Origin of the sequence: Alloalcanivorax mobilis (genome assembly GCF_002864685.1) — a bacterium.
Lineage (GTDB): Bacteria > Pseudomonadota > Gammaproteobacteria > Pseudomonadales > Alcanivoracaceae > Alloalcanivorax > Alloalcanivorax mobilis.
In genome coordinates this window covers 81,761-100,492 of the sequence record NZ_NMQZ01000002.1, presented here as the reverse complement: position 1 = coordinate 100,492, position 18,732 = coordinate 81,761, and the positions used below count along the sequence as shown (strand labels likewise).

Sequence of the window (18,732 nt, the reverse complement as noted above, 5' to 3'; positions counted from 1 at the left end):
ATGGCGCGCATGGTGATGGAACGCGCGGACGTGCTTCCCCTACTGGGGGAAGCCTTCCGCGAGCACGGCTACGAGGGCGCCAGCCTGTCGGTCATCACTAAACAGACCGGGCTGGGCCGTGGCAGCCTGTATCACTTCTTCCCCGGCGGGAAGGCGGAAATGGCAGCCGCAGTGCTGGAAGACATCGACGCCTGGTTCGAGCGCGAAATCTTCGCCCCCCTCCGTTCAAAAGCGGACGCGCAAGCGGCCATCGACGCCATGTGGGAGGCGGTCTCCGCCTATTTTCGCTCCGGGCAGCGGGTGTGCCTGGTGGGTGCCTTCGCGCTCTCGGACACGCGGGACCGATTCGCCAGCGCCGTGAACGCCTACTTCGCCCACTGGACCGAAGCGCTCGCCCACGCCCTGCGCCGCCTGGGCCACGACGCGGAGCGCGCCAACGCCATTGCCGAGCAGGTGGTAGCGGGGATACAGGGCGCCATCACCCTGGCCCGGGCGCGGCGCGATGCGGGGCTGTTTGAGCGGGTGATCGCTGGTTTGCGGGCCATGGCTGAGAAATAGGCCGTGGCGCGTCCATTTGTATAGTGAGGCTGCGTCCAATTGTATCCTTAGACAGGACTCACTCACCCGCGCGCACCAGACTCTCCTGCGAAATCTCCCCAACCGCCCTCGCCCCGGTGAGCGTCATCGCCACCTTACATCTCGCCGGCGGCGTCGCCCGGCAGGGACGCTTTGATAACTCAACCTCCACAAGGCTGGATACTACTTCCCAACCGGCTTCTCCGGGCGATACCGATCCAGCACCTTGGCGTCCGTCTCCTCCTCTTCCTGAAAGACTCGCGCAACAGCCTCAACGAGTTCTTCCCACACCCCGGCTCTCCGAAGCACCGGCATTTCCTTGGCCAGGACGTTGCTGAGTTGCCCGCTATTCTGTTCGATGGAACGCAATAGGCGATCCGCCTGAGGGTCCGGCATCTCCACCACCTCCTTGAGCGCCGCACGGGCCCGCGCGTGAGTGCGCAGGTATCGGGACTCCACGCGCATCTGCTCGGTCAAGGTCCGACGGAGAATCGCCGCCAGGAAAATCACATGGGGCGTCAGGTCGGGATAGCGCCAAAGCGGCATCGCCTGCTTCGCACCATGGAACACCAGGTTGGACACCACGCCATCCGGGTAGGTGGTTTGTGTCGGTGTGAACTCGACGTGCTGGCGCACGGCCTGGATCAGGGGTTTGGAGACCTCGTCCAGCACCCGGTCGTAGCCGCGCCGCTCGCCCGCGTCATCCATGATCACGGCGGACACCGGCAGGATCACCGGATCCGGGATCACGCCGTCACGGCGCAGGACATCGTTGATCAGGAAGCGATGCACGCGGCCGTTGCCATCGGCCAGCGGGTGGATGTACACAAACCCGAAGGCCGCCACCGCGCTGCGCATTGTGGAAGACTGGCCACGGGTCCGCTCAAGAAACACCCGCAGGCCTTCCAGCATCGCGGCAGCGGCGTCGTCCGGCGGCGCCACGTAATGCACCACTTCCTGGTAGCGCACCATCTCGCCAACAAACACCGGAGACTGACGAATGCCAAAGTGCTCGAGGGTGGTTCTCTCGCCCAGAATTTCCCTTTGCAGATCGGCCAGGCTCACATCGTCAAGCGGCGGCCTCCCCTGCCCGGTACGCCGCGCCATGACGTCGGCGAAACGCTGCACCCGCCCTACCTGATCGGCCTCCCCCTCAATCGCGAAGCTGGCCTTGCTTTCGCGCAGGGTCATCCATACCGCCGCGCGCACCAGGAGGTCCTCACCGAACTCTTCAGTGAGCTCGCCAAACAGCGCGCCCACATCCAACTCCGCCGCCTGGGTCTGCGACTCGGTCTTGACCACCATCGGGCAGAAACAGCGCGTACCCGGCATGTTGTCGTTGACCCGCCAGCGTTTGCTCTTGACCACCTGATCAGCGGAGGCCGCCACCAACTTGCTGTCATCGAGAGCATCCACGTAGTTGCCCCCCAGCCGTTCGGGCACCGCCAGCGCCTCGTCCGTCAACCATTCATACAGGAAGGCGGCGCGGCCATTCATACAGGAAGGCGGCGCGGCGGGCGTACTGGCCGGTGGGCTCCGCCGCCACCCACGCCTGCACAAACCCGGGCCCGGTGCGCCCGAACAAACGGGCAAGAAACTCCAGATGCGGCACCTCATGGCGCAAGTGAAACTGCAAATGCGCGGCCGGGTTGGCCGGCGGCCGCATGGCCTCGGGATAGGTTTCCAGCCGGAAGCCATCGTTCACTTCCGTCGTGCGGCGCCCCCTCATCTGGCTCACCACCGCCAGGGTCCCCAGCGGCATGACGTCATAAGCCCGTGCCAGCCAGGCGGCACCAATCGGATCGGTGGGCAATTCCATCATGGGGACCTCCGAGTGAAACGGCTTATGGACAACCGAAAGCGGCGATACCAGCTGGCCGCTGCACAAAACGGGTTAGCTGTGCACAAAAACGATTACACTAACAAGGATTTACACAAAAATGATTATGCTCTGGTTGGTGCAAAGCGCCAAGCCCCGGGGAACAGGTAGCGCGTACTAAAGCCAGCCTTTAACAAGGCGAGATCGCTCAATCCCCCGCCCGCACCAGACTCTCCCGCGAAATCTCCCCAACCGCCCGCGCCCCGGTCAACGTCATCGCCACCTTCATCTCGCTGGCGATCAGGTCCAGCATATGGGCCACGCCCTGCTCGCCGGCGGCGGCGAGGGCGTAGACGAAGGCGCGGCCCAGCAGCACGCCGTCCGCGCCCAGGGCCAGCAGGCGCACCACATCCAGGCCGGAGCGGACGCCGGAATCGGCCAGCAGGGTCAGGTCGCCCTGCACCACGTCGGCGATGGCCGGCAGCGCCCGGGCCGAGGAGAGCACGCCGTCGAGCTGGCGCCCGCCGTGGTTGGAGACCACGATGCCGTCCGCGCCGAACCGCACCGCCTCGCGGGCGTCCTCCGGGTCGAGAATGCCCTTGAGCACCATCGAGCCTTTCCAATACTCACGAATCCATTCCAGATCCCGCCAGCCGATGGACGGATCGAAGTTCTCGCCCAGCCAGCCGATATAATCCTCCAGGTGGATGCGATGGCCCAGATAGGCCGACACATTGCCCAGATCGTGCGGCCGCCCGCGCAGGCCCACGTCCCACGCCCAGCGCGGGTGCGTCACCGCCTGCAGCACTCGCCGCCAGGCCGCGAAGCGCCCGGACATCCCCGAATGCCGATCGCGATAGCGCGCCCCCGGCACCGGCATATCCGCCGTGAACACCAGCGTCCGCACCCCCGCCGCCCAGGCCCGCTCCAGCGCGTTCTTCATGAAACCGCGGTCGCGCAGCACATACAGCTGAAACCACATCGGCCGCGTCGTCGCCGGCTGCACCTCCTCGATGGGGCACACCGACACCGACGACAACGTAAACGGCACGCCCCGCGACGCCGCCGCCCGCGACGCCTGCACCTCGCCCCGCCGCGCGTACATCCCGGTGAGCCCCACCGGCGCCAACGCCACCGGCAGGCTCACCGCCTCCCCGAACAACCGCGCCGACAGATCCACCTCCCCCACCTCCTTCAACACCCGCTGCCGCAACGCCAGATCGCGCAGATCCGCCACATTGCGCGCCAGGGTGTGCTCGTCGTACGCGCCCCCGTCGATGTAGTGGAACAGGAAGGGCGGCAGGCGGCGTTTGGCGGCGAGGCGGTAATCGTGGGTGGAGGAGATGATCATGGTTGTCTCAACAAAGCGGGAAAGTGCTACTTATCGTCTGTAGACCGTAATTAGTGGTCTGCGCTCTACTGGATGGGTCGATTTAAGGAGAGTAATTGAAGGAGGCGGAGATGACCAAGCCGTACGATGTGGAGCGGACCGAAGTATGCGATATGGCAAGTTTGGCTGTTGAGCAGTTTAACTATTTGGAGGCGCTTTTCTCCGTGATGGCCGAGCAACTGGGCGCCTTCGGCGCCGAGGACCGAATAATCAGGGATGCCAAAAGACTTGCCTTATTGGGCCGGAGTCACGCAGAACAGTGGGCCTGTGCCTTTCTCGATGAAGGCAATGGCTAACCAAACAAACAGGGATGTATCATGAAAAAGCGCAAGCCGAACATTGAGATCGGTCACTATCGTGGGAGCCGTTACTGGGGTGTTTGGGTTGATTCTGAGCTTTTGGCTGTGGTGTGCTACCGAAAGGGGGCGGAAGCAATTAAATTAGCGTTACTCAATGCTTAACAGGCGAAGGGACGGCATTGGCTGGAAGGAGTGTTAGCTGAAGAGCTAAGCTCGATAGCGTTAGGGACCCGGGCATGATAACAGACGATGAGATTGAGAAAATTGTACGAGACCAAGGCCTCATAGCGGGGGCACAAGTACTAGCTCCATCAGATCGCAATAATGAAAATTTAATAGAAGCTATAGCACGCGGAGCCTCCTCCCGAAACGATTTGCTTTCAGACGCAGATATTGACGCATTAGGTAAACTACACGGGTCCAATTTCTTCAATATCCAAATTGTACTTTGCCAAGTTAGCCCGCATTTAGTGAGAGCCCCACCGGAAATCATGGCTTTGGTCTCGACACTGGTGGAACAGGGAGGAGAGGATCTCGCTGCGAACCAGCCGAATGCAGCGTTTCTCAAGTGGTGTGCAAAAGATGACCGCCGCGCAAGCGAAGTGATCGTGTCGGCACGCGCCGGAGATCCACTTGCACTTCGTCACCTCGTTTTTGCTCTACAGGCTACCGGGGATCCCGAGGAGGCGCAGCGATCGGCCAAAAACGAAGGAGATGAGCGGGCAGCGGGAGTACTCGCTCTATCCCGCATGACCTTAGATGAAAGCGAAGCATTAAGCTCACTTAGCACGATCCTCGAAGCCATAGAGTCATTTCCGCATGAGGAAGCCGCCAGCTTGATCAAGGCCGCACTCGACATCGCGGAAAAACACCCCACAATCGACCGATCAGAGATTGCGGCCGCGCTAGACCAACTCTCAGGATCAACCGATCCCACCGCAGTCCATATGATGGCTACGGCTCTATACTGGCACGGAAAAAAAATGAGCGACAGGGAGGTGGCAAGCTGCTTGAGGGGACTCCTATCAATTAATCCAGAAAAGGCCGCCACGGTTCAGCAAGCCGAAACAGCATTAAGCGAACTGTGGCCGGAATATCCAGCCGAGATCGGGCAAACAGTTGCCACTCTCATTTCGAAAACACAGGGTCAAGTCGGCAGCAAGTCTCTGCGCCAATTTTTTTCCGACGACACTAGTGAATTGGCTGGCGAGCGCGCACGCTTGGCAACTAAGTGGCTGCTGGAAGGCGACCACCAAATGTGTACAGCTCTCGCCCACTGCTTCTCCGAGGTTAACAGCACCGAACCAAACCTTAATGTCCCGCCTGACGTGCTTCCAGACAGTGCCAAAGATCAGATTTTCGTTTGCCGAAAGGCCATTGGTTACTTGTTTATAGCCCCGATGACGGCAGCATCATGGATTATTGCGTTGCTACGTAAAGGCGGCGCGGCCTCGCCGGCAGCCGCGGATCTACTCTTCGACCCGCTTTTACTAAACTACGGAGGAGCTTTGAGGAAATGGCTAGAGTCATTAATTCAGAAGAGAGGGCGTGGGAACAAGTTTATTCGTGAAGCGCTAGAGCGGGCTGAAGTTATATGGGAGGGCTTTGAGGAGGCGAGGGACGTAGTCGAGCTTGAGCCATCATCTTCACAACGCGCACTTGTCCGCTTCCAAGAGGCGGAGGAGTCCGAAAAAATACACGAATCAGCGAGGGAAAAGTCACTATTTGCCAGTCTCTTAACTACGCAAACGCTACTCTATGGAGACCGATCCAGCTACAGCATCATGGATCACGAAGGAATCCGCCGCCCCCAGACTTTAAAAATGGGGGCAATGTCCGTGGAAAGCGAACTTCCCAAAGGAATTTTTTTTGACCCTACCGGCACTGACTATATGTTAGAAATATTTCGGTTCGAGCAAAGAGATAACTAATGAAGCTATTGGTAAGACAGCACCTTCAGGACATGAAGGAACGCGGAGGACTTGACGTCTTGCTACCGCAACTTCTTAGCGAGCTTGGTTATGAATTAATCCACCATCCCCGAATAGGAGGGCGCCAAGCCGGCGTTGATGTCGCGGCTGTAGGGCCGGATCCAGACAACGGCAGGGAGAGATCACTCATGCTATTCGTCATTAAATCCGGTGATATTGGCCGTCAGGACTGGGATGGGACCTTGCAAGGAGTTCGTCCTTCACTAATCGAAGTCATAGATGACTACCTTCCAAATAGAGTGCCAGCACAATATCAAGATCTCCCGGTTGCAGTCTGCCTCTGCATGGGCGGAGAGATCCAGGAAGGCATTCGCTCGACCTGGAGCGGCTTTGTCCAGACCAATACTAAAGACGCATTAAGTTTTCGGGAGTGGAATGGAGACAGGCTCGCAAACCTGATTCTCTCAGGCATTCTTAAACAAGAATTGCTTGACCCGGACCATCGATCATATTTTCAAAAGGCAATTGCCCTCGTCAGCGAGCCTGACGAAGCCTACATCAACTTTCGTGCTCTCCTTAATGCTCTTACGAATGATCTAGCCCCTGGAAAGCCTGGTACAACACGTCTGCGACAGATGCTAATCTGCCTATGGATCCTCGTAGGTAACGGCGTCGATGCCAAAAACCTAGATGCGCCATACCGAGCTTGTGAACTGGCACTATTACACGCTTGGGATGCCTATCGCAGGTGTCCGGAAAAATCGAAGACAAGGCGCGACGAGCGTATTGAAATACTCGATCACGTACTGTCTCTATACCTGAGCATGGGGCAAAGTCTACTCATTGAGAAAATCGGCCGTCATGCATCCCGTCAACACGCCCTTTCTGCCTCTGTGCGTTCTCGCTCTGCTCTGGATATCAACCTTTCGCTATTTGAAACTCTAGGCCGCATGGCTCTACTCGGTCTCTGGCATCATGCTATAGCATGCCGCTCGGACAATGAACAAATGCAGGCCCATCTAATGAAGCGGGACGAAGCTCTCGACCTAGCCATCTTGATGATTAACAACAATCCCACCCTGGTCGCCCCCATCCGGGACGATCATCAGATCGAGATTGGGATGATCATGCTTTTGGCTGAAGTCTCTGGCCGAATGAGCGGCCTTGAAGGCTATTTCAGAGAGATCGCCTTTAGGATGGCCTACCGGTATGCTCGTCGATCGAATTGGGTCACCTGCATGCAGGACTATCGGCGTTTGGCGTGTCATCCCGCAGACCAAAGTGATGCGTACTTCCAACGCTCGACAACGGGGAGCATTCTAGTTCCGCTTATCCTTGTCGGACTCGAACGCCTTAAAGCAACTGCTGACTTAAAAAATTTCCAGGAAACCGTCGACCAAGAGTTAGATCACATGACTCAGCAGGTATGGGTACCCCATGAAGAGACGGACAGCGTGATTTGGCGCCAAGGAGAAAGCATAGGTATCGCGGTACCAGTGCCAGCACTAAGCATGAGCGGAGAGAGGGCCTCGTTATCAGTCGAGGTCGAGAGTATTGCTAAAGAACATTCGGAAATATTGAAATTTGAAGCTTTCCAATTTGGATTTTTTCCGTTGTTCTTAACCGCATGTAGGCACCACCGGTTACCCATACCACCCCATCTGTGGTTTGGGAGGCCAGATGAATGACCAAGATATGAACAATCAGTGACCCGCCACCGGGGCGCAATTGGAGAGCAGAACGCTCTATGTCGTGTTCGTGCTTGGCCAGTCCAAGGATAAGGAAACCGTTGCAGAACCCGCCGCACCAACAAGGAGCACGGTGTGTAGTGATGGTATTAACGTGACAGTCCACCGCGCCTAGAAACGGTTGACCAATCAGCGACAACAAAAATGACGGTACCTGTTATCTTTAGGCATTCCATCTTCTGCAGCGATTTTTGCTTAACCCCGGTGTTCAGTAACTGTTTGGAAAGGCAACGCGCCGCAAAACTTGTCTGGTAGAGGCCCACAGGACCGTAACATACTGCAACTACTTGTTAGGTTGCTTAGATAAGGACATACTCCGCGAGCTGGTGGTGACGCACTCGAAAATCCTCTACCCCAATGGGTGGCATCGCGGCTGCGTTATCTTCGGCACTGGAGGAGGAGTTATAGTGACTAATATGCCAAACTGGGCGGTTTGCGTTAGTGATAGCTGCAACCTCAGCGAGATATGGAAGGTCAACGCTTGATAACGAATGCCCCCAAACATAAACGTCAGATACACTCAGGAGACTAGCGAAGAAATCTTGATTTCTCTTTATGATTTCTTCGGTTGGTTTGAATGTATCCTCAGAATAGCTCTCTATAAGCTCGTAGCCTTCCATGACTCGTGTGTCTATATCATCGAACTCATTCCATTCGTTTAATTTCGGTCGCTCAGCAGCGCTCCAACCATGACCAAGAATAATCCCCTCGTCCCCATCTTCGACTGAGCCGTGAATGTGGAGCACTTGAGGCTGCGCCCTCGAATAAAGCTCTTGAATGGTATTTGTGTAGTTGAAATTAAGAAACAATGCGTTCGGCTCTACCTTGAGAATTCTTTTTGCTGCTTCATCGGGAATTTGAACTGTCTCCACCCAAGAACAAAACTCTTCCTTCAGCCGGCTAGATACAGCTTGCACGATCTCATTTATTTCACATTGATAGTCATGATGGTATGAATCGCTCCAATCATCCGCGCCATAAGATACTAAGAAATTCGAAGCATAATCTAGGACTCGATCAATGTCGAAGTAAGCCAAGGCTTCCTCAAGATTTGCCCAGTTTCCGCTGAGAGCGCAAAGATACTCTTCAATCGTAGATTGAAGGTCGGGGTTACGACGAGCCAAAAAATCCTTGAAGTTAGAGAAGCTGGTCGACAGGCAATGGTGCAGGTCAAATCCATTACCTATTATATAAAGCGCTTTGGCTGACAATCTTCGATCTCCTTGCAACCTATCGCCTCAAACATCAGCGCGGCTTTCTGCGCCCGAGTGCTTTCATTTGTTAAAAATCACCTTAATCGTGGCCGGCTGCATAATCTAAATCTGTTTGCACGGGATTCCCCAATAGCTCATCCAGGAGCGGACCATCCTCCAAACCATCATATCGACTCTCGATTCTCTCTTTTAGCGAAAACAATCGAGCCTCGGCGCTTCGAACCAATTCCGAATATGTTACAGCATGAACTTCTCCAAACTGCTCATCCCTTGACTTTCCTACTGTTTGGTATTTTCCTGTAAGATGATCAATACTTTCGCCGACCACAAAGGCTTTTATGTATGGTTGAGAGGAGCCAACACCGGCATGCCAAATGTCCTCAACATAGTATTTAGCCTGATCCATTTCTCCACGGCCAATCTCGAAACCACCTTTCTTAAGCTCAATCAACAAAACTCTTTTTGTTTTTCTTATCTCACCCGAAAACTCTTCTAAACCTAATGAGCTAATAGATGAGTTCTCACCAACCACAATATCTGGTCTTTTTGCAGAATTTTTAAAATCCTGTTTCTTATATCTTCCTCCAAAAACAGCAACCATTGTCTTGATTAGACCTCTGTTGCTTGCATACTCTGGCGTATCGAATTCAGGACCGAATACCCATCGAGCCTTTTCGATCAAGGGGTGTAAGGTATGAAGCTCGTCCACACTGTGATCACCGCTCAGTCTATCTATAGCCTCTATTACTTTGATTCTAGAATCTATCTCGGCGAGAACGCACATTGCGTCAGACACGCTCCATTCTTCCAAGAACGAGTTCAGCGACTCGGAGTCGTTTGGTGATATATTCGTCAGCTTATATAATAGCGATATTCCAGCTCTAGATTTCTCAAGATTGAGTGCCGCCTTAAATGCAAGCTCAAGAAGCTCAATCTTTATGTCAGGACTTCCGGATAACATATCGTCAACAAAACTTAGCAACTCTCTTCGAGCCAGTCTTGGCAATTCTTTTAGCTCACTTTTGTGCGAATCAAGAACCTGACGTTTAGTTGTTTCTATTTCGCTTTTAGAAAGTTCTAAGTAGCAAGATTTCACAAAATCAGAAATCTCTTCTGCTATTAGATTTAGAGCAGAAAAATCGGATTTAAAGCCAGACCAGTCAGCCTCAATGAAGTCAAAAAGATCCTCAGACTCCGCAATCACGGTGTATCGCTTGGCAAAAGACCTGCGACCGTCGAATACTTGCTGTCCATTTATGGACCAAGAAGGATCGCCCAATAAACGACCTCCCAACCAAAAAGCCACCCCGTGCTGCCTAGCGGTTCGGGACGCGGTTGATGAATCAACCAGAGTCAATTTTATATTTATGCTGCCGACGGGATTGATCTCTGTTCTTTTGACAATACCGGGGTGCTCGGATAGCGTTATAAGTTTCCCGTTTACATATACTTTAAATTCTGGATTGAACAGAAATCTTGCAGATATCGTTTCGGTCAGTTCTTCAACTGGAATCAAGTTTTTATTAGCAACGACCTTTATCTTTGTTCCATGACCTGACTTAAGCTCCTTTCGGTGCCTTCCAACCTCAATCGGCTGCCGGCCGGATGAAAGCTTTAGCTCGTATATATTGCACTCTTCGTTTCGCCAAGTCTCGACGGTGTACTCATCATCAAAACAGAGACCTGCATGACGTCCGACGCCGTTTCTCCCGAAGGCAAGCCTTGTCTTTCTCAGATTATTATCTTCTGGTATCTCCACCAATGGGCCTTGATGCTTTTTTCGGTCATAGCGAAGCTTCAACCATCTTTTCTCGAATTGTGATTCGGTAAGTCCAACTCCATTGTCCTCGACCGTAATTAGGCTTCCTCTTTCTTCGGGAAAAATAATCCTGACTTCTGACGCGCCCGCATCATGGCCATTCGCAATGAGTTCTGTGATGGCTACATCCGCCTTTGTGGCAATGGCACCAATCTCTCTGGTTAGAAACCCATCCTCATAGGTGACCGAGTATTCCATAATTCCCCTTTTTTACAGACTAAATTTTCACCAGGCCAATTGATTTACATGTCAAGTTAAACTCTGGGTCACGTACCGATTTAGAACTGTAATGCTGTGAAAAATAGGCTGCTTTGCAGCCGATGCTTATACTCAATCCAAGTCCAAGGACATAGCCTCGACATCCTCTTCTTTAAGCTGGCTGACTCGACCGAATGCATCCAACTGTTTTATCTCCAGCTCTCTCTCCAACTCAGCTACGCGCTTTCTTTTAGATTGAGCCCAATCACTCTGTTTAAAGGAGCGCAAGTTCAGGCTGACTACAAAGATTGCGGACATCGCGCCGGCTACAGCAGAACTTACTGCAGCACCACTGTCTCCTCGAGCAGCCTTAAAGCCCATGTCAAACATGGCCGTCCCATGATCTATTAACCGTAACGAAAGCTCACAAATTCGAATCGGGATATCTGTGGCGACACGCAGCTTATTGTTGGCTTGTTCCCCCAGACGCCTCTTTTCGTTCTTGTCGGTAGCTTTATCTCGCGCAACACGGAAACTAATAACCTCATCAAAAATTCTAGCATCTTCATCAAAAAGCCTTTTTAGCTCTGGCTCTATATCTTTCTCAATTCTGTCATTTATATATTTAATTTTGCTGTGGTCAGCTTTATACCCATCCTTCTTCAGAGACAATTTACCAACAGTAATAATAAGCTTCGCCGACAAGATACCCATCAGTGCCGCCGCACTCCCTGACCCAGGAGCATGAGTACCGGAACCAAATTTATCCAAAAGCGTCCCTGCTGGGATCGTCATTAGCCCGCCTGGCACTTCATCCATTTTTTTACTCCAATTTTTCTAAGTATAACCAGCATTAGACCGTTAGCATGGGCACCTAATGAAAGCGCCGGCGTGATGTCTTTTCATTTATCTCTCATGAAACAAAATAAAACCAGAAAAGCCCTCCACTGACAAACGCTTCACACTATTCTCTTCCTGGCATCTCGGCCAATTCTCTGCCCCCCAAAAACAAAAAGGCCGCCAACGCCCGAGCGCCAGCAACTTTTTAAGTAAGCCCTTACTAATTCCCCAAGTCAGATAAATCGCAGGCCAGCCACCCACGCTGGGGAGGAGACCGTCTAGCAGGCCTCCCCCGGCAACGGCAACCCAGCAATCCGCTTAGCTTTCTCCGGCGGCCTCCCCCCAGCGCCTGCAGCACCATTTCCGCAGCGCTCCGGTCGGCGTGTTCCACTTCACCGTCTTCCACGAGCAGGTTCATGGCGCCCAGGGTGGCGGAGATGACCATGCTCATGGCCATTTCTTCGTGGGCGTAGTGGAAGTCGCCTTGGCGGCTTCCGGCTTGCAGGTCGACGCGGAGGTAGGTGGCGAGGGTGGAGCGCATGCCTTCGGCGTAGCGGACCACGGTGATCAGGGCGCGGGTCCAGTCGGGGTCGGTGCGGGCTTTGTTCATGAAGGTGCGTACGGCGATGCTGAGGCGTTCGGCGCCGCTTTCGACGGCTTCGCTGACGGTGAGGATCTGCTCGGAGAGTTGGACGGCGAGTTCCAGGCCAACGGCTTCGAGCACTGCTTCGCGGGAGCGGAAGTCGTTGTAGAGGGTGCCGCTGGAGACGCCGGCTTCGTCGGCCAGGGTGTCGCTGGCGCGAGCGTAGATGCACGGGCCGCGTCCAGAAGTTGTGCGGGCATGGCTCGCGGAAAGCGCGCACGGATCGGGGCCTGGGGCAATCCGGAACGGCACCGGGAAACACGTACCCGCTTAACCCAAAACCCTTCTTTTGACTTCCGGTTGACCGCCTGACCAAAAGGTCCGTGCCATGCTCACGAGTCCTTGGCGAAAAATTTCTGGAACAAACGCTCTGACTCTTTGAGGCCCTCCTCAGTGAACAGGATAGACTTGGCCTTACCGACCGGATTTTCAATCTGCCCCTTTTCGTGAAGCCTGTTCATGGCATCCCAATCGAAGGACTTCCACGCCCGATCGCCATCATGCAAAGTCAGGTACAACAAAGCCAGTACGGCCTCGTCAATTTTCTCTTCGTCAATTTCCATGCCTCAACCTCCAGTGATGGGCCCTTTCACGTCTGCGGTAAGCCGCGCCGCAAAGCGAAGCCGGCCTATATGATTCGTCAGGCCTCTGCCATTAGTCACCCACAAGCCTTTCCGGTGCCCCCAGGTACTGATGTTGAACCAGAGGCATCATCCCTGCTTCCAACTGATCAAGGTAGCCATCCGCCTGATCCGCGCTCCACTCTTCGCAGGTATACGCCCAGATGTCGATGAGGTCGGATTCCGCCTTGGGTGTAAGGCCCAGCGTGGGCCCTACTCCGGCGCCTTCATCCGCTTGCGGCCAGCCGCCTTGATCGCCGTCATATCGACTGGCTTGGGCTCGCCGCTTGCTTCACCGTCAACCAGGGCCTGCCTCAGCCTGACAAGCCGCTCCTGGGCTTGCTGGTCCTGATCGCGGGTGCTCCCGAGATCGGCAGAGTATGACGATATCACCCTACTCGCTTGCGCCGGCCCAATACCCTTATTCCTTGCCATCCCCAGTCCGCCGAACGTACAATCGTACGGCAATTTAGTACATAATTTGGTGCCTGAAATGGATACCGTGAGCGTCAACAAGTTCAGGGACAACCTGAAAAAGCTTGTGGAAGAGAGCCTTAGCAAACATGAACCCCTCAGAGTGACCCGGCGCTCCGGGGAAGACTTCGTGGTGCTCAGTGCCGAGGATTGGGAGCGCGAACAGGAGACGCTGTATGTGCTGCAGAACAGCAGCCTGATGCGCCAACTGGCGGACTCGGCGAAAACGCACAGCGAGCGCGCTGGCTATACGCCAACCGATGAGCAAATGGATGAGATCACTGGTCTTTGAGGGTAAAACCTGGGAGGCGTATGAGGCCATGCGCCAGAAGGACAGAAAGCTGCACGATGCCACGCGCAAGGTGATCAAGGAGTTGATTCGTTGCGACGACCCCAGCGTGGGTATCGGCAAACCCGAGCCGCTGAAGCACAATCTGTCTGGTTTCTGGTCCAGGCGCTTGTCCCAGAAAGATCGGATTGTGTATCAGTTTGATGCCTCCTCCATTTATATCTTCGCGCTTGGCGGGCACTACGATCAGCCGTGAACCGCCCGCCACGATCCCATCATCATGCCCTACCCCGATGGTGCAAGGGCTAGCGGTCGGCGTTGCTGAGTTCAGAAGCGTGGTGTCGACCGAGCCACGGCAAGCGATAGTGGAGGGATGACCCCGCCCATGGCCGGGGCTTCTTGCGTCCTGAAAGGCAAAAGGCAAGACCTGACTCTATCTGATTGCTGTCAATGCAAAGCGATCAAACCGCCTGCACTGCCAACTATCCTTTGGTGCTCGGATTGTTGGCCGTGTCGGCAAACTTCTCTTGCATTATTTTGTACATGAAATTTTGCTGGATGCACCACTTACCGTCTTCACTCGGCATGGCGACATTGCCGTCGGCAGTGAAGCGAAAGACTACCAAGCTGAACTCGCCGTCTACCTCATTCATGAGGGTTTTTGCCTTCGCCCAAAGCCGGACGTCACAACGCACGACAGTGGTGCGATGGATCGACAGGATTTCATAATTGATAAGCTCTACATGATCGGCCGTTGATCTTATTTCGCCGGCCATTTTTTTTGCCGGCTTCTGCGTGACATTAACCGCGTGTTGCGCCATCTTCCCAAAGTTCTTAGCTTTCCATCCGGAAAGAAACTCGGAGACCGCATTCTCAGGCGAACCGGGGGTAAGCGGCTTGGTCAACGGCAAGTCGACATGGTAAGGTTCGAACGCGTCCATAGCCTTGCGGTCGGCCTGCGTCTGACGATGTTTTTCAAGAATGTCCGAGAGTGTTTCTTGCTGCTTCTTTTCATGCTGTGCGCGCCGTTCTTCTTCCGATGACTTGTCAGTCGCCCAATCAACCAGTGCCATCATCAAAAGCCAAGCCTTCGCACACACTTTCTTGTTTGCATACCCCAAAGAGCGACCGTGTAGAATGCCATGCCTCAGCGGCAGGTCGAGCGCATCGTCGCGGGATTTTCTAACACCTTTGGTAATTAGCTTCATCAACTCCGGCAAAGCGGTGCTGTGGCCTGTGATCGAGTCAAAACAGCTGAGATCAGCACCCTTCTCGAATGGGCTGACCGGCGCTACATCGGAAGCAAGTCCATCGCAAGCGATCAGGATGAGCGGGACCGCCGCTATGTATCGCTCTTCCAGATAGAGCTGGAGTGCTTCCTTCAGTTGATCATCCCGAAGGCTTGCTTGATGAAAACGACGCGCTCGAAGGATTGCGAAAAGCTCGATGTTTTCCTTGGTGAACCATTCGACGAGTACCATCTCGGCCTCGTCAATGCTCCCTTCGGCGTGGAGCGACAACGCCTCATCCATGACTTCAACGGACAGCGCCGACCCGACGGCTATCCAGCCAAGCGGCCCGAAAGCCTCATTGAAGCGATCAGGTAAGTCGATAATTTTTGAATGCTCGGCCAGTTCATCTATTTGGTCAGCGAAGCGCAACATTTTCCCTCGCTTGAAACCCAGCCTTCCGAGAAAACGTGCGCCTTTTTCAAGAACCTGAAGGCCCGGGAGTAGAGCTTTCATGTCTTCGGTACTCGGATTGTCAGATATCTTTTTATCGCTCTTCTTGTCATCCACACCCTTCTCCAAATTCAGCACACTGCTTAATTAGTCAAGCACAAGATCGGGCCTATGCCTAAGGCGTACGACAATGCTGATCGATGCGCTGAGCAGCTTCCCGCCCGACTACATCAGTGCATCTGTCATCGATCTTACCGCAGCCTCGGTGATCATCCTTCCGTCAGTCTGTTGCCTCTACCGAACAACTTGATGGCTTTACTCAGCTAGCACGTCTGGGTCAGGACCTGCCTTTTGCCTAACGCGCCCTCCTCAGGCAAAAGGCAAGACCTGACCCATTGCTTCCCCTGAATGTAATGCGGCCACTCCTTTCGATTTAACGCCGAAGCACAGCGGCGACCTTGGAGTGGCGACGAAGGAGCCGCGTAAAGGGTGTCCGGCGGCCACCGGCCGCGAACTACTGCGCCTTGTTAATTTTTTTGATTTTTCCCGCATGCCAAGCAGTGCTTGTAAGGCCCATAACGACCATGCTTGTGGTCAACAATACCACCACAGACAAAACAGCAATCTGAGTTACCCTGATTCCAACGCCACAATCGATGGCAATTCACGGTGAAAAAAAAGAATGAGGCCAGCATAAGAGCTGAGGCGACCCAGGGTGCCGCAGCACGAGAACCATTGGCCAATCCCTCAAGAACTGCGCTGCCAGAAAACCAGTTGGGCACGAGGTCGCCGAGAAAATGAAGCCCGACAATCGCCAAAACAAGCAAAAGAATTGGAAAGTCAAACAATCTAAACAGCATCCTGTTAGACAATGCAGACTCCTCTCTGATTGGAATTTAACGCCGCCAGCACGCGCGGCTTTGTAGTGTAGGCGCAGCCGAAACGAAGAAGCCGTCGCCGTGCCTGGCATGGTTAGATTGCATGCTACCGCCTCCACCAGTCTTTAATTACAGAAAATAGCTTTTTAAGATCGACGCTAATACCCCATAAGGTTGGCCGAAGCTGGAATACGTCGTGATCTTTACTTTTTGTTTCGGTCCCAGAACTGCTTACCTGAAGAAGGGAATACAAAGAGCAAGAGGAATAATGAAGCGGCTCAACATACTGCCAGCTCCAGCGCCAATCTCCAGCTCCAACAACTCCAGAGCGCATCAGTGCCTCATGAGTAGAGTCGCGATCAGTTTCATCAGAGAACTGAGACAAATAAGATCCAAAGAAATTGAAAGTATCGCAGGAAACCTCCGGGCAGAAGTTGGAGAACTGGCGTGGCGAACCTTCGCCACCCGAGACAGATGTTGACTGCTCAGCGGTAGTCGGCCATAAATCAGAACTCGACCAAAACTCAACAAGCCGAGTATCTTCGATTTCAGGAATTCTCGTTGTAATTCCAGATTCGCCGAGCAATGCCAAGCTTTGAAAGTATCGCGGGCACCGCGCAGACGCAGCGAATGGGCAACGAATCGGCAAAGACCGCTTCTCTCCTTCTGAGGCGTACCATTCTAAGTCCGGATTCACATGCACAACTCTCACCTGGATTTCAATCTAACAGGCATTAGGACGCCGGCTCGAATATCCAATGAACGCGCCAGCGTCATATCATTTTTACTGAATTCCCCCTAACGCAAAATAAAACCAGAAAAGTCAGCCACTTACAAACTCAGCGAGCAGTCCCTTCCTGATACCTTGACCAATTCTTTCTTTCAAAAATCAAAAGGCCGCCGACGCTCTCCCGCCGGCAACCCTATAAGTAAGCCCTTACTATCTGTCCCGTTCAGATCATCCACGCTCAATCGCCGCCGATGGCTTGGACGAGTTGTCGTAAATGCCCCTACCAATCATCGAGATTCGATTTCCAGAAACTCACAGGGCAGATGCAGCGAGGGGACGGCGTTTATTCGGTACTCGCCTCATTCTTGTTGGCCACACTGATGTCATCCGCAACCAGATTCATGACCAGCCGTGCCATCAGATCCTTGGCCTTGGGGTCACTTTCGGCGATCAGCAGTGTGAGGGCGGTCAGACCCTGCTCGTTCAGGGTCAGGCGCATGCCTTCCTGGCGCAGGTAGATCAGGAACAAGAAGGCGCCGGAGCGCTTGTTGCCATCCGAGAAGGGGTGGTTCTTGATCACGAAATACAACAGGTGCGCGGCGCGTTCCTCACGGGTGCCGTAGAGGGGCTCGCCGAACATGCTCTGTTCCAGGTTGCCCAGAATCGAGGCCAGGCCGTCATTCCTATCCCGGGCGAAGAGGTCGCTGGCTTCGCCGCGCTCTCGCAGCTCGCCGGCCAGGGCATCCAGGGCGCGGCGGGCTTCATCCACGCCCAGCACACCGCAGGCAGGGCGGGCCCCGGGAGGCACGCCCAGCACGCCTTCGTCGTAGTCCTGGAGCAAGCGCCAGGTGCGCGCATAGCCGAGGATCAGACCGACCACTTCCTGACCGATGTCGGAGACCAGTTCCTGTCGGGTCAGGGTCTGGCCGAGCAATTCCACAGCTTGCTCCAGCTCGGCGAGGCCCTGCCGGGCCAGGCGGTGCTCGTTGAAGCTGTAGCCCCGGGTGAGGTGCTCACGGAGGACGCGGGTGGCCCACTGGCGGAAGCGCGTGGCCCGCCGGGAACTGACCCGGTAGCCGACGGATATCACCGCATCCAGGTTGTAGTGCTTGAGCCGCCGACGGACTTGGCGCTTGCCCTCCTGACGAACTACCGAGAAATCCTCGGTGGTTGCCGCCTCGTCCAACTCGGCCTCGGCGTAGACGTTCTTAAGGTGCAGGCCGATATTGTCCGTGGAGGTATCAAAAAGCTCGGCCATCTGGCCTTGAGTCGCCCATAGGGTCTCGCCCTCCAGGCGAACCTCCACCGATCCGGCGTCCTCCTCAAAAATAACAATGTCACTCACACAACCTCCTTATCGTAATCATCCGCACTGGCCATATTGACAGTACATTACACGAAGGTACACCTGCTTGAGGAGCCTAGAAACTCCAACAGGCGGGCAAAGCCGCATACCGGAAGCACTGCGGCTTTTTTGTGCCTACGCCATCCCTGGCTGGCACCCTATGGACAGTCGCTCCATGGGGCGAAGTCAAAAAATTCTTCCGGAAATTTTTTGTGCCCGAAATCCGGGACGCAATGG

At 54.5% G+C, this 18,732-nt stretch carries 20 protein-coding genes; 7 read left to right on the top strand and 13 right to left on the bottom strand.

The window, feature by feature from the left end; genetic code table 11:
• Complete coding sequence (locus CGS25_RS02075) at positions 1-558, top strand: TetR/AcrR family transcriptional regulator (protein ID WP_101674416.1); 558 nt, start codon at positions 1-3, stop codon at positions 556-558.
• Positions 559-759: 201 nt separating this feature from the next.
• On the opposite strand, the gene CGS25_RS19175 is transcribed toward CGS25_RS02075, so the two are convergent.
• From CGS25_RS19175 to lldD, 3 genes are all read right to left on the bottom strand, one after another.
• Positions 760-1,683, bottom strand: a complete 924-nt coding sequence (locus CGS25_RS19175; RefSeq protein WP_232802218.1) for a Fic family protein — start codon at positions 1,681-1,683, stop codon at positions 760-762.
• 361 nt (positions 1,684-2,044) lie between these two features.
• Positions 2,045-2,398 (bottom strand): hypothetical protein, encoded by a 354-nt coding sequence (locus CGS25_RS19170; protein WP_232802206.1) that lies wholly within the window; start codon positions 2,396-2,398, stop codon positions 2,045-2,047.
• 205 nt (positions 2,399-2,603) lie between these two features.
• Positions 2,604-3,746, bottom strand: a complete 1,143-nt coding sequence (lldD, locus tag CGS25_RS02065) for an FMN-dependent L-lactate dehydrogenase LldD (protein WP_101674415.1) — start codon at positions 3,744-3,746, stop codon at positions 2,604-2,606.
• A 110-nt stretch (positions 3,747-3,856) separates the two neighbouring features.
• Between lldD and CGS25_RS02060 the strand changes: the two genes are divergently transcribed.
• The 4 genes from CGS25_RS02060 to CGS25_RS02050 all read left to right on the top strand — a co-directional run bounded on the left by CGS25_RS02060 (position 3,857) and on the right by CGS25_RS02050 (position 7,703).
• On the top strand, positions 3,857-4,081 hold the full coding sequence (locus tag CGS25_RS02060; RefSeq protein ID WP_157933771.1) for a hypothetical protein: 225 nt from the start codon (positions 3,857-3,859) through the stop codon (positions 4,079-4,081).
• A gap of 21 nt (positions 4,082-4,102) precedes the next feature.
• Positions 4,103-4,246 (top strand): hypothetical protein, encoded by a 144-nt coding sequence (locus CGS25_RS19165; protein WP_157933770.1) that lies wholly within the window; start codon positions 4,103-4,105, stop codon positions 4,244-4,246.
• Positions 4,247-4,320: 74 nt separating this feature from the next.
• On the top strand, positions 4,321-6,015 hold the full coding sequence (locus CGS25_RS02055) for a hypothetical protein (RefSeq protein ID WP_157933769.1): 1,695 nt from the start codon (positions 4,321-4,323) through the stop codon (positions 6,013-6,015).
• 188 nt (positions 6,016-6,203) lie between these two features.
• A complete protein-coding gene (locus CGS25_RS02050) occupies positions 6,204-7,703 on the top strand; it encodes a hypothetical protein (protein WP_157933768.1) in 1,500 nt (499 codons plus the stop codon).
• 359 nt (positions 7,704-8,062) lie between these two features.
• On the opposite strand, the gene CGS25_RS02045 is transcribed toward CGS25_RS02050, so the two are convergent.
• The 6 genes from CGS25_RS02045 to CGS25_RS02020 all read right to left on the bottom strand — a co-directional run bounded on the left by CGS25_RS02045 (position 8,063) and on the right by CGS25_RS02020 (position 13,302).
• Positions 8,063-8,974: a bacteriophage abortive infection AbiH family protein gene (locus CGS25_RS02045; protein WP_157933767.1), complete on the bottom strand. Its 912-nt coding sequence runs from the start codon at positions 8,972-8,974 to the stop codon at positions 8,063-8,065.
• 82 nt (positions 8,975-9,056) lie between these two features.
• Positions 9,057-10,994 (bottom strand): ATP-binding protein, encoded by a 1,938-nt coding sequence (locus tag CGS25_RS02040; protein WP_101674410.1) that lies wholly within the window; start codon positions 10,992-10,994, stop codon positions 9,057-9,059.
• A 132-nt stretch (positions 10,995-11,126) separates the two neighbouring features.
• Positions 11,127-11,813 carry a cyclodeaminase/cyclohydrolase family protein gene (locus CGS25_RS02035; protein ID WP_101674409.1) on the bottom strand — a complete coding sequence of 229 codons (687 nt, stop codon included), beginning with the start codon at positions 11,811-11,813 and terminating at the stop codon, positions 11,127-11,129.
• Between the two features lie 241 nt (positions 11,814-12,054).
• Positions 12,055-12,729 carry a TetR/AcrR family transcriptional regulator gene (locus CGS25_RS02030; RefSeq protein WP_232802205.1) on the bottom strand — a complete coding sequence of 225 codons (675 nt, stop codon included), beginning with the start codon at positions 12,727-12,729 and terminating at the stop codon, positions 12,055-12,057.
• A gap of 80 nt (positions 12,730-12,809) precedes the next feature.
• Positions 12,810-13,040 (bottom strand): DUF6429 family protein, encoded by a 231-nt coding sequence (locus tag CGS25_RS02025; protein WP_089031350.1) that lies wholly within the window; start codon positions 13,038-13,040, stop codon positions 12,810-12,812.
• 91 nt (positions 13,041-13,131) lie between these two features.
• Entirely contained in the window at positions 13,132-13,302 is a 171-nt protein-coding gene (locus CGS25_RS02020) for a type II toxin-antitoxin system RelE/ParE family toxin (RefSeq protein WP_089034440.1), read from the bottom strand.
• Positions 13,303-13,590: 288 nt separating this feature from the next.
• Between CGS25_RS02020 and CGS25_RS02010 the strand changes: the two genes are divergently transcribed.
• Together CGS25_RS02010 and CGS25_RS02005 are read left to right on the top strand one after the other, a co-directional pair.
• The gene (locus CGS25_RS02010; protein WP_101674408.1) at positions 13,591-13,863 is read left to right on the top strand and encodes a type II toxin-antitoxin system Phd/YefM family antitoxin; all 273 of its coding nucleotides are present in this window, start codon (positions 13,591-13,593) and stop codon (positions 13,861-13,863) included.
• Positions 13,864-13,891: 28 nt separating this feature from the next.
• Positions 13,892-14,116 carry a Txe/YoeB family addiction module toxin gene (locus CGS25_RS02005; RefSeq protein ID WP_232802203.1) on the top strand — a complete coding sequence of 75 codons (225 nt, stop codon included), beginning with the start codon at positions 13,892-13,894 and terminating at the stop codon, positions 14,114-14,116.
• A 226-nt stretch (positions 14,117-14,342) separates the two neighbouring features.
• Here the strand turns inward: CGS25_RS02005 and CGS25_RS02000 are convergent, their stop codons facing one another.
• The 4 genes from CGS25_RS02000 to rhuM all read right to left on the bottom strand — a co-directional run bounded on the left by CGS25_RS02000 (position 14,343) and on the right by rhuM (position 18,495).
• Positions 14,343-15,659 (bottom strand): hypothetical protein, encoded by a 1,317-nt coding sequence (locus tag CGS25_RS02000; RefSeq protein ID WP_101674406.1) that lies wholly within the window; start codon positions 15,657-15,659, stop codon positions 14,343-14,345.
• Between the two features lie 410 nt (positions 15,660-16,069).
• Positions 16,070-16,414 (bottom strand): hypothetical protein, encoded by a 345-nt coding sequence (locus tag CGS25_RS18945; RefSeq protein ID WP_157933766.1) that lies wholly within the window; start codon positions 16,412-16,414, stop codon positions 16,070-16,072.
• A gap of 112 nt (positions 16,415-16,526) precedes the next feature.
• Positions 16,527-17,123 (bottom strand): hypothetical protein, encoded by a 597-nt coding sequence (locus CGS25_RS18940; RefSeq protein WP_157933765.1) that lies wholly within the window; start codon positions 17,121-17,123, stop codon positions 16,527-16,529.
• A 370-nt stretch (positions 17,124-17,493) separates the two neighbouring features.
• Entirely contained in the window at positions 17,494-18,495 is a 1,002-nt protein-coding gene (gene rhuM / locus CGS25_RS01995; protein ID WP_101674405.1) for a RhuM family protein, read from the bottom strand.
• Positions 18,496-18,732 lie beyond the last annotated feature (237 nt).

What these genes read in the sequence shown, in the direction of transcription:
- CGS25_RS02075 (WP_101674416.1), top strand. Translation starts at nt 1, where the DNA reads ATGGCGCGCATGGTGATGGAACGCGCGGACGTGCTTCCCCTACTGGGG.
- CGS25_RS19175 (WP_232802218.1), bottom strand. Translation starts at nt 1,683, where the DNA reads ATGGCGCGGCGTACCGGGCAGGGGAGGCCGCCGCTTGACGATGTGAGC.
- CGS25_RS19170 (WP_232802206.1), bottom strand. Translation starts at nt 2,398, where the DNA reads ATGATGGAATTGCCCACCGATCCGATTGGTGCCGCCTGGCTGGCACGG.
- lldD (WP_101674415.1), bottom strand. Translation starts at nt 3,746, where the DNA reads ATGATCATCTCCTCCACCCACGATTACCGCCTCGCCGCCAAACGCCGC.
- CGS25_RS02060 (WP_157933771.1), top strand. Translation starts at nt 3,857, where the DNA reads ATGACCAAGCCGTACGATGTGGAGCGGACCGAAGTATGCGATATGGCA.
- CGS25_RS19165 (WP_157933770.1), top strand. Translation starts at nt 4,103, where the DNA reads ATGAAAAAGCGCAAGCCGAACATTGAGATCGGTCACTATCGTGGGAGC.
- CGS25_RS02055 (WP_157933769.1), top strand. Translation starts at nt 4,321, where the DNA reads ATGATAACAGACGATGAGATTGAGAAAATTGTACGAGACCAAGGCCTC.
- CGS25_RS02050 (WP_157933768.1), top strand. Translation starts at nt 6,204, where the DNA reads ATGCTATTCGTCATTAAATCCGGTGATATTGGCCGTCAGGACTGGGAT.
- CGS25_RS02040 (WP_101674410.1), bottom strand. Translation starts at nt 10,994, where the DNA reads ATGGAATACTCGGTCACCTATGAGGATGGGTTTCTAACCAGAGAGATT.
- CGS25_RS02035 (WP_101674409.1), bottom strand. Translation starts at nt 11,813, where the DNA reads ATGGATGAAGTGCCAGGCGGGCTAATGACGATCCCAGCAGGGACGCTT.
- CGS25_RS02025 (WP_089031350.1), bottom strand. Translation starts at nt 13,040, where the DNA reads ATGGAAATTGACGAAGAGAAAATTGACGAGGCCGTACTGGCTTTGTTG.
- CGS25_RS02010 (WP_101674408.1), top strand. Translation starts at nt 13,591, where the DNA reads ATGGATACCGTGAGCGTCAACAAGTTCAGGGACAACCTGAAAAAGCTT.
- CGS25_RS02005 (WP_232802203.1), top strand. Translation starts at nt 13,892, where the DNA reads ATGCGCCAGAAGGACAGAAAGCTGCACGATGCCACGCGCAAGGTGATC.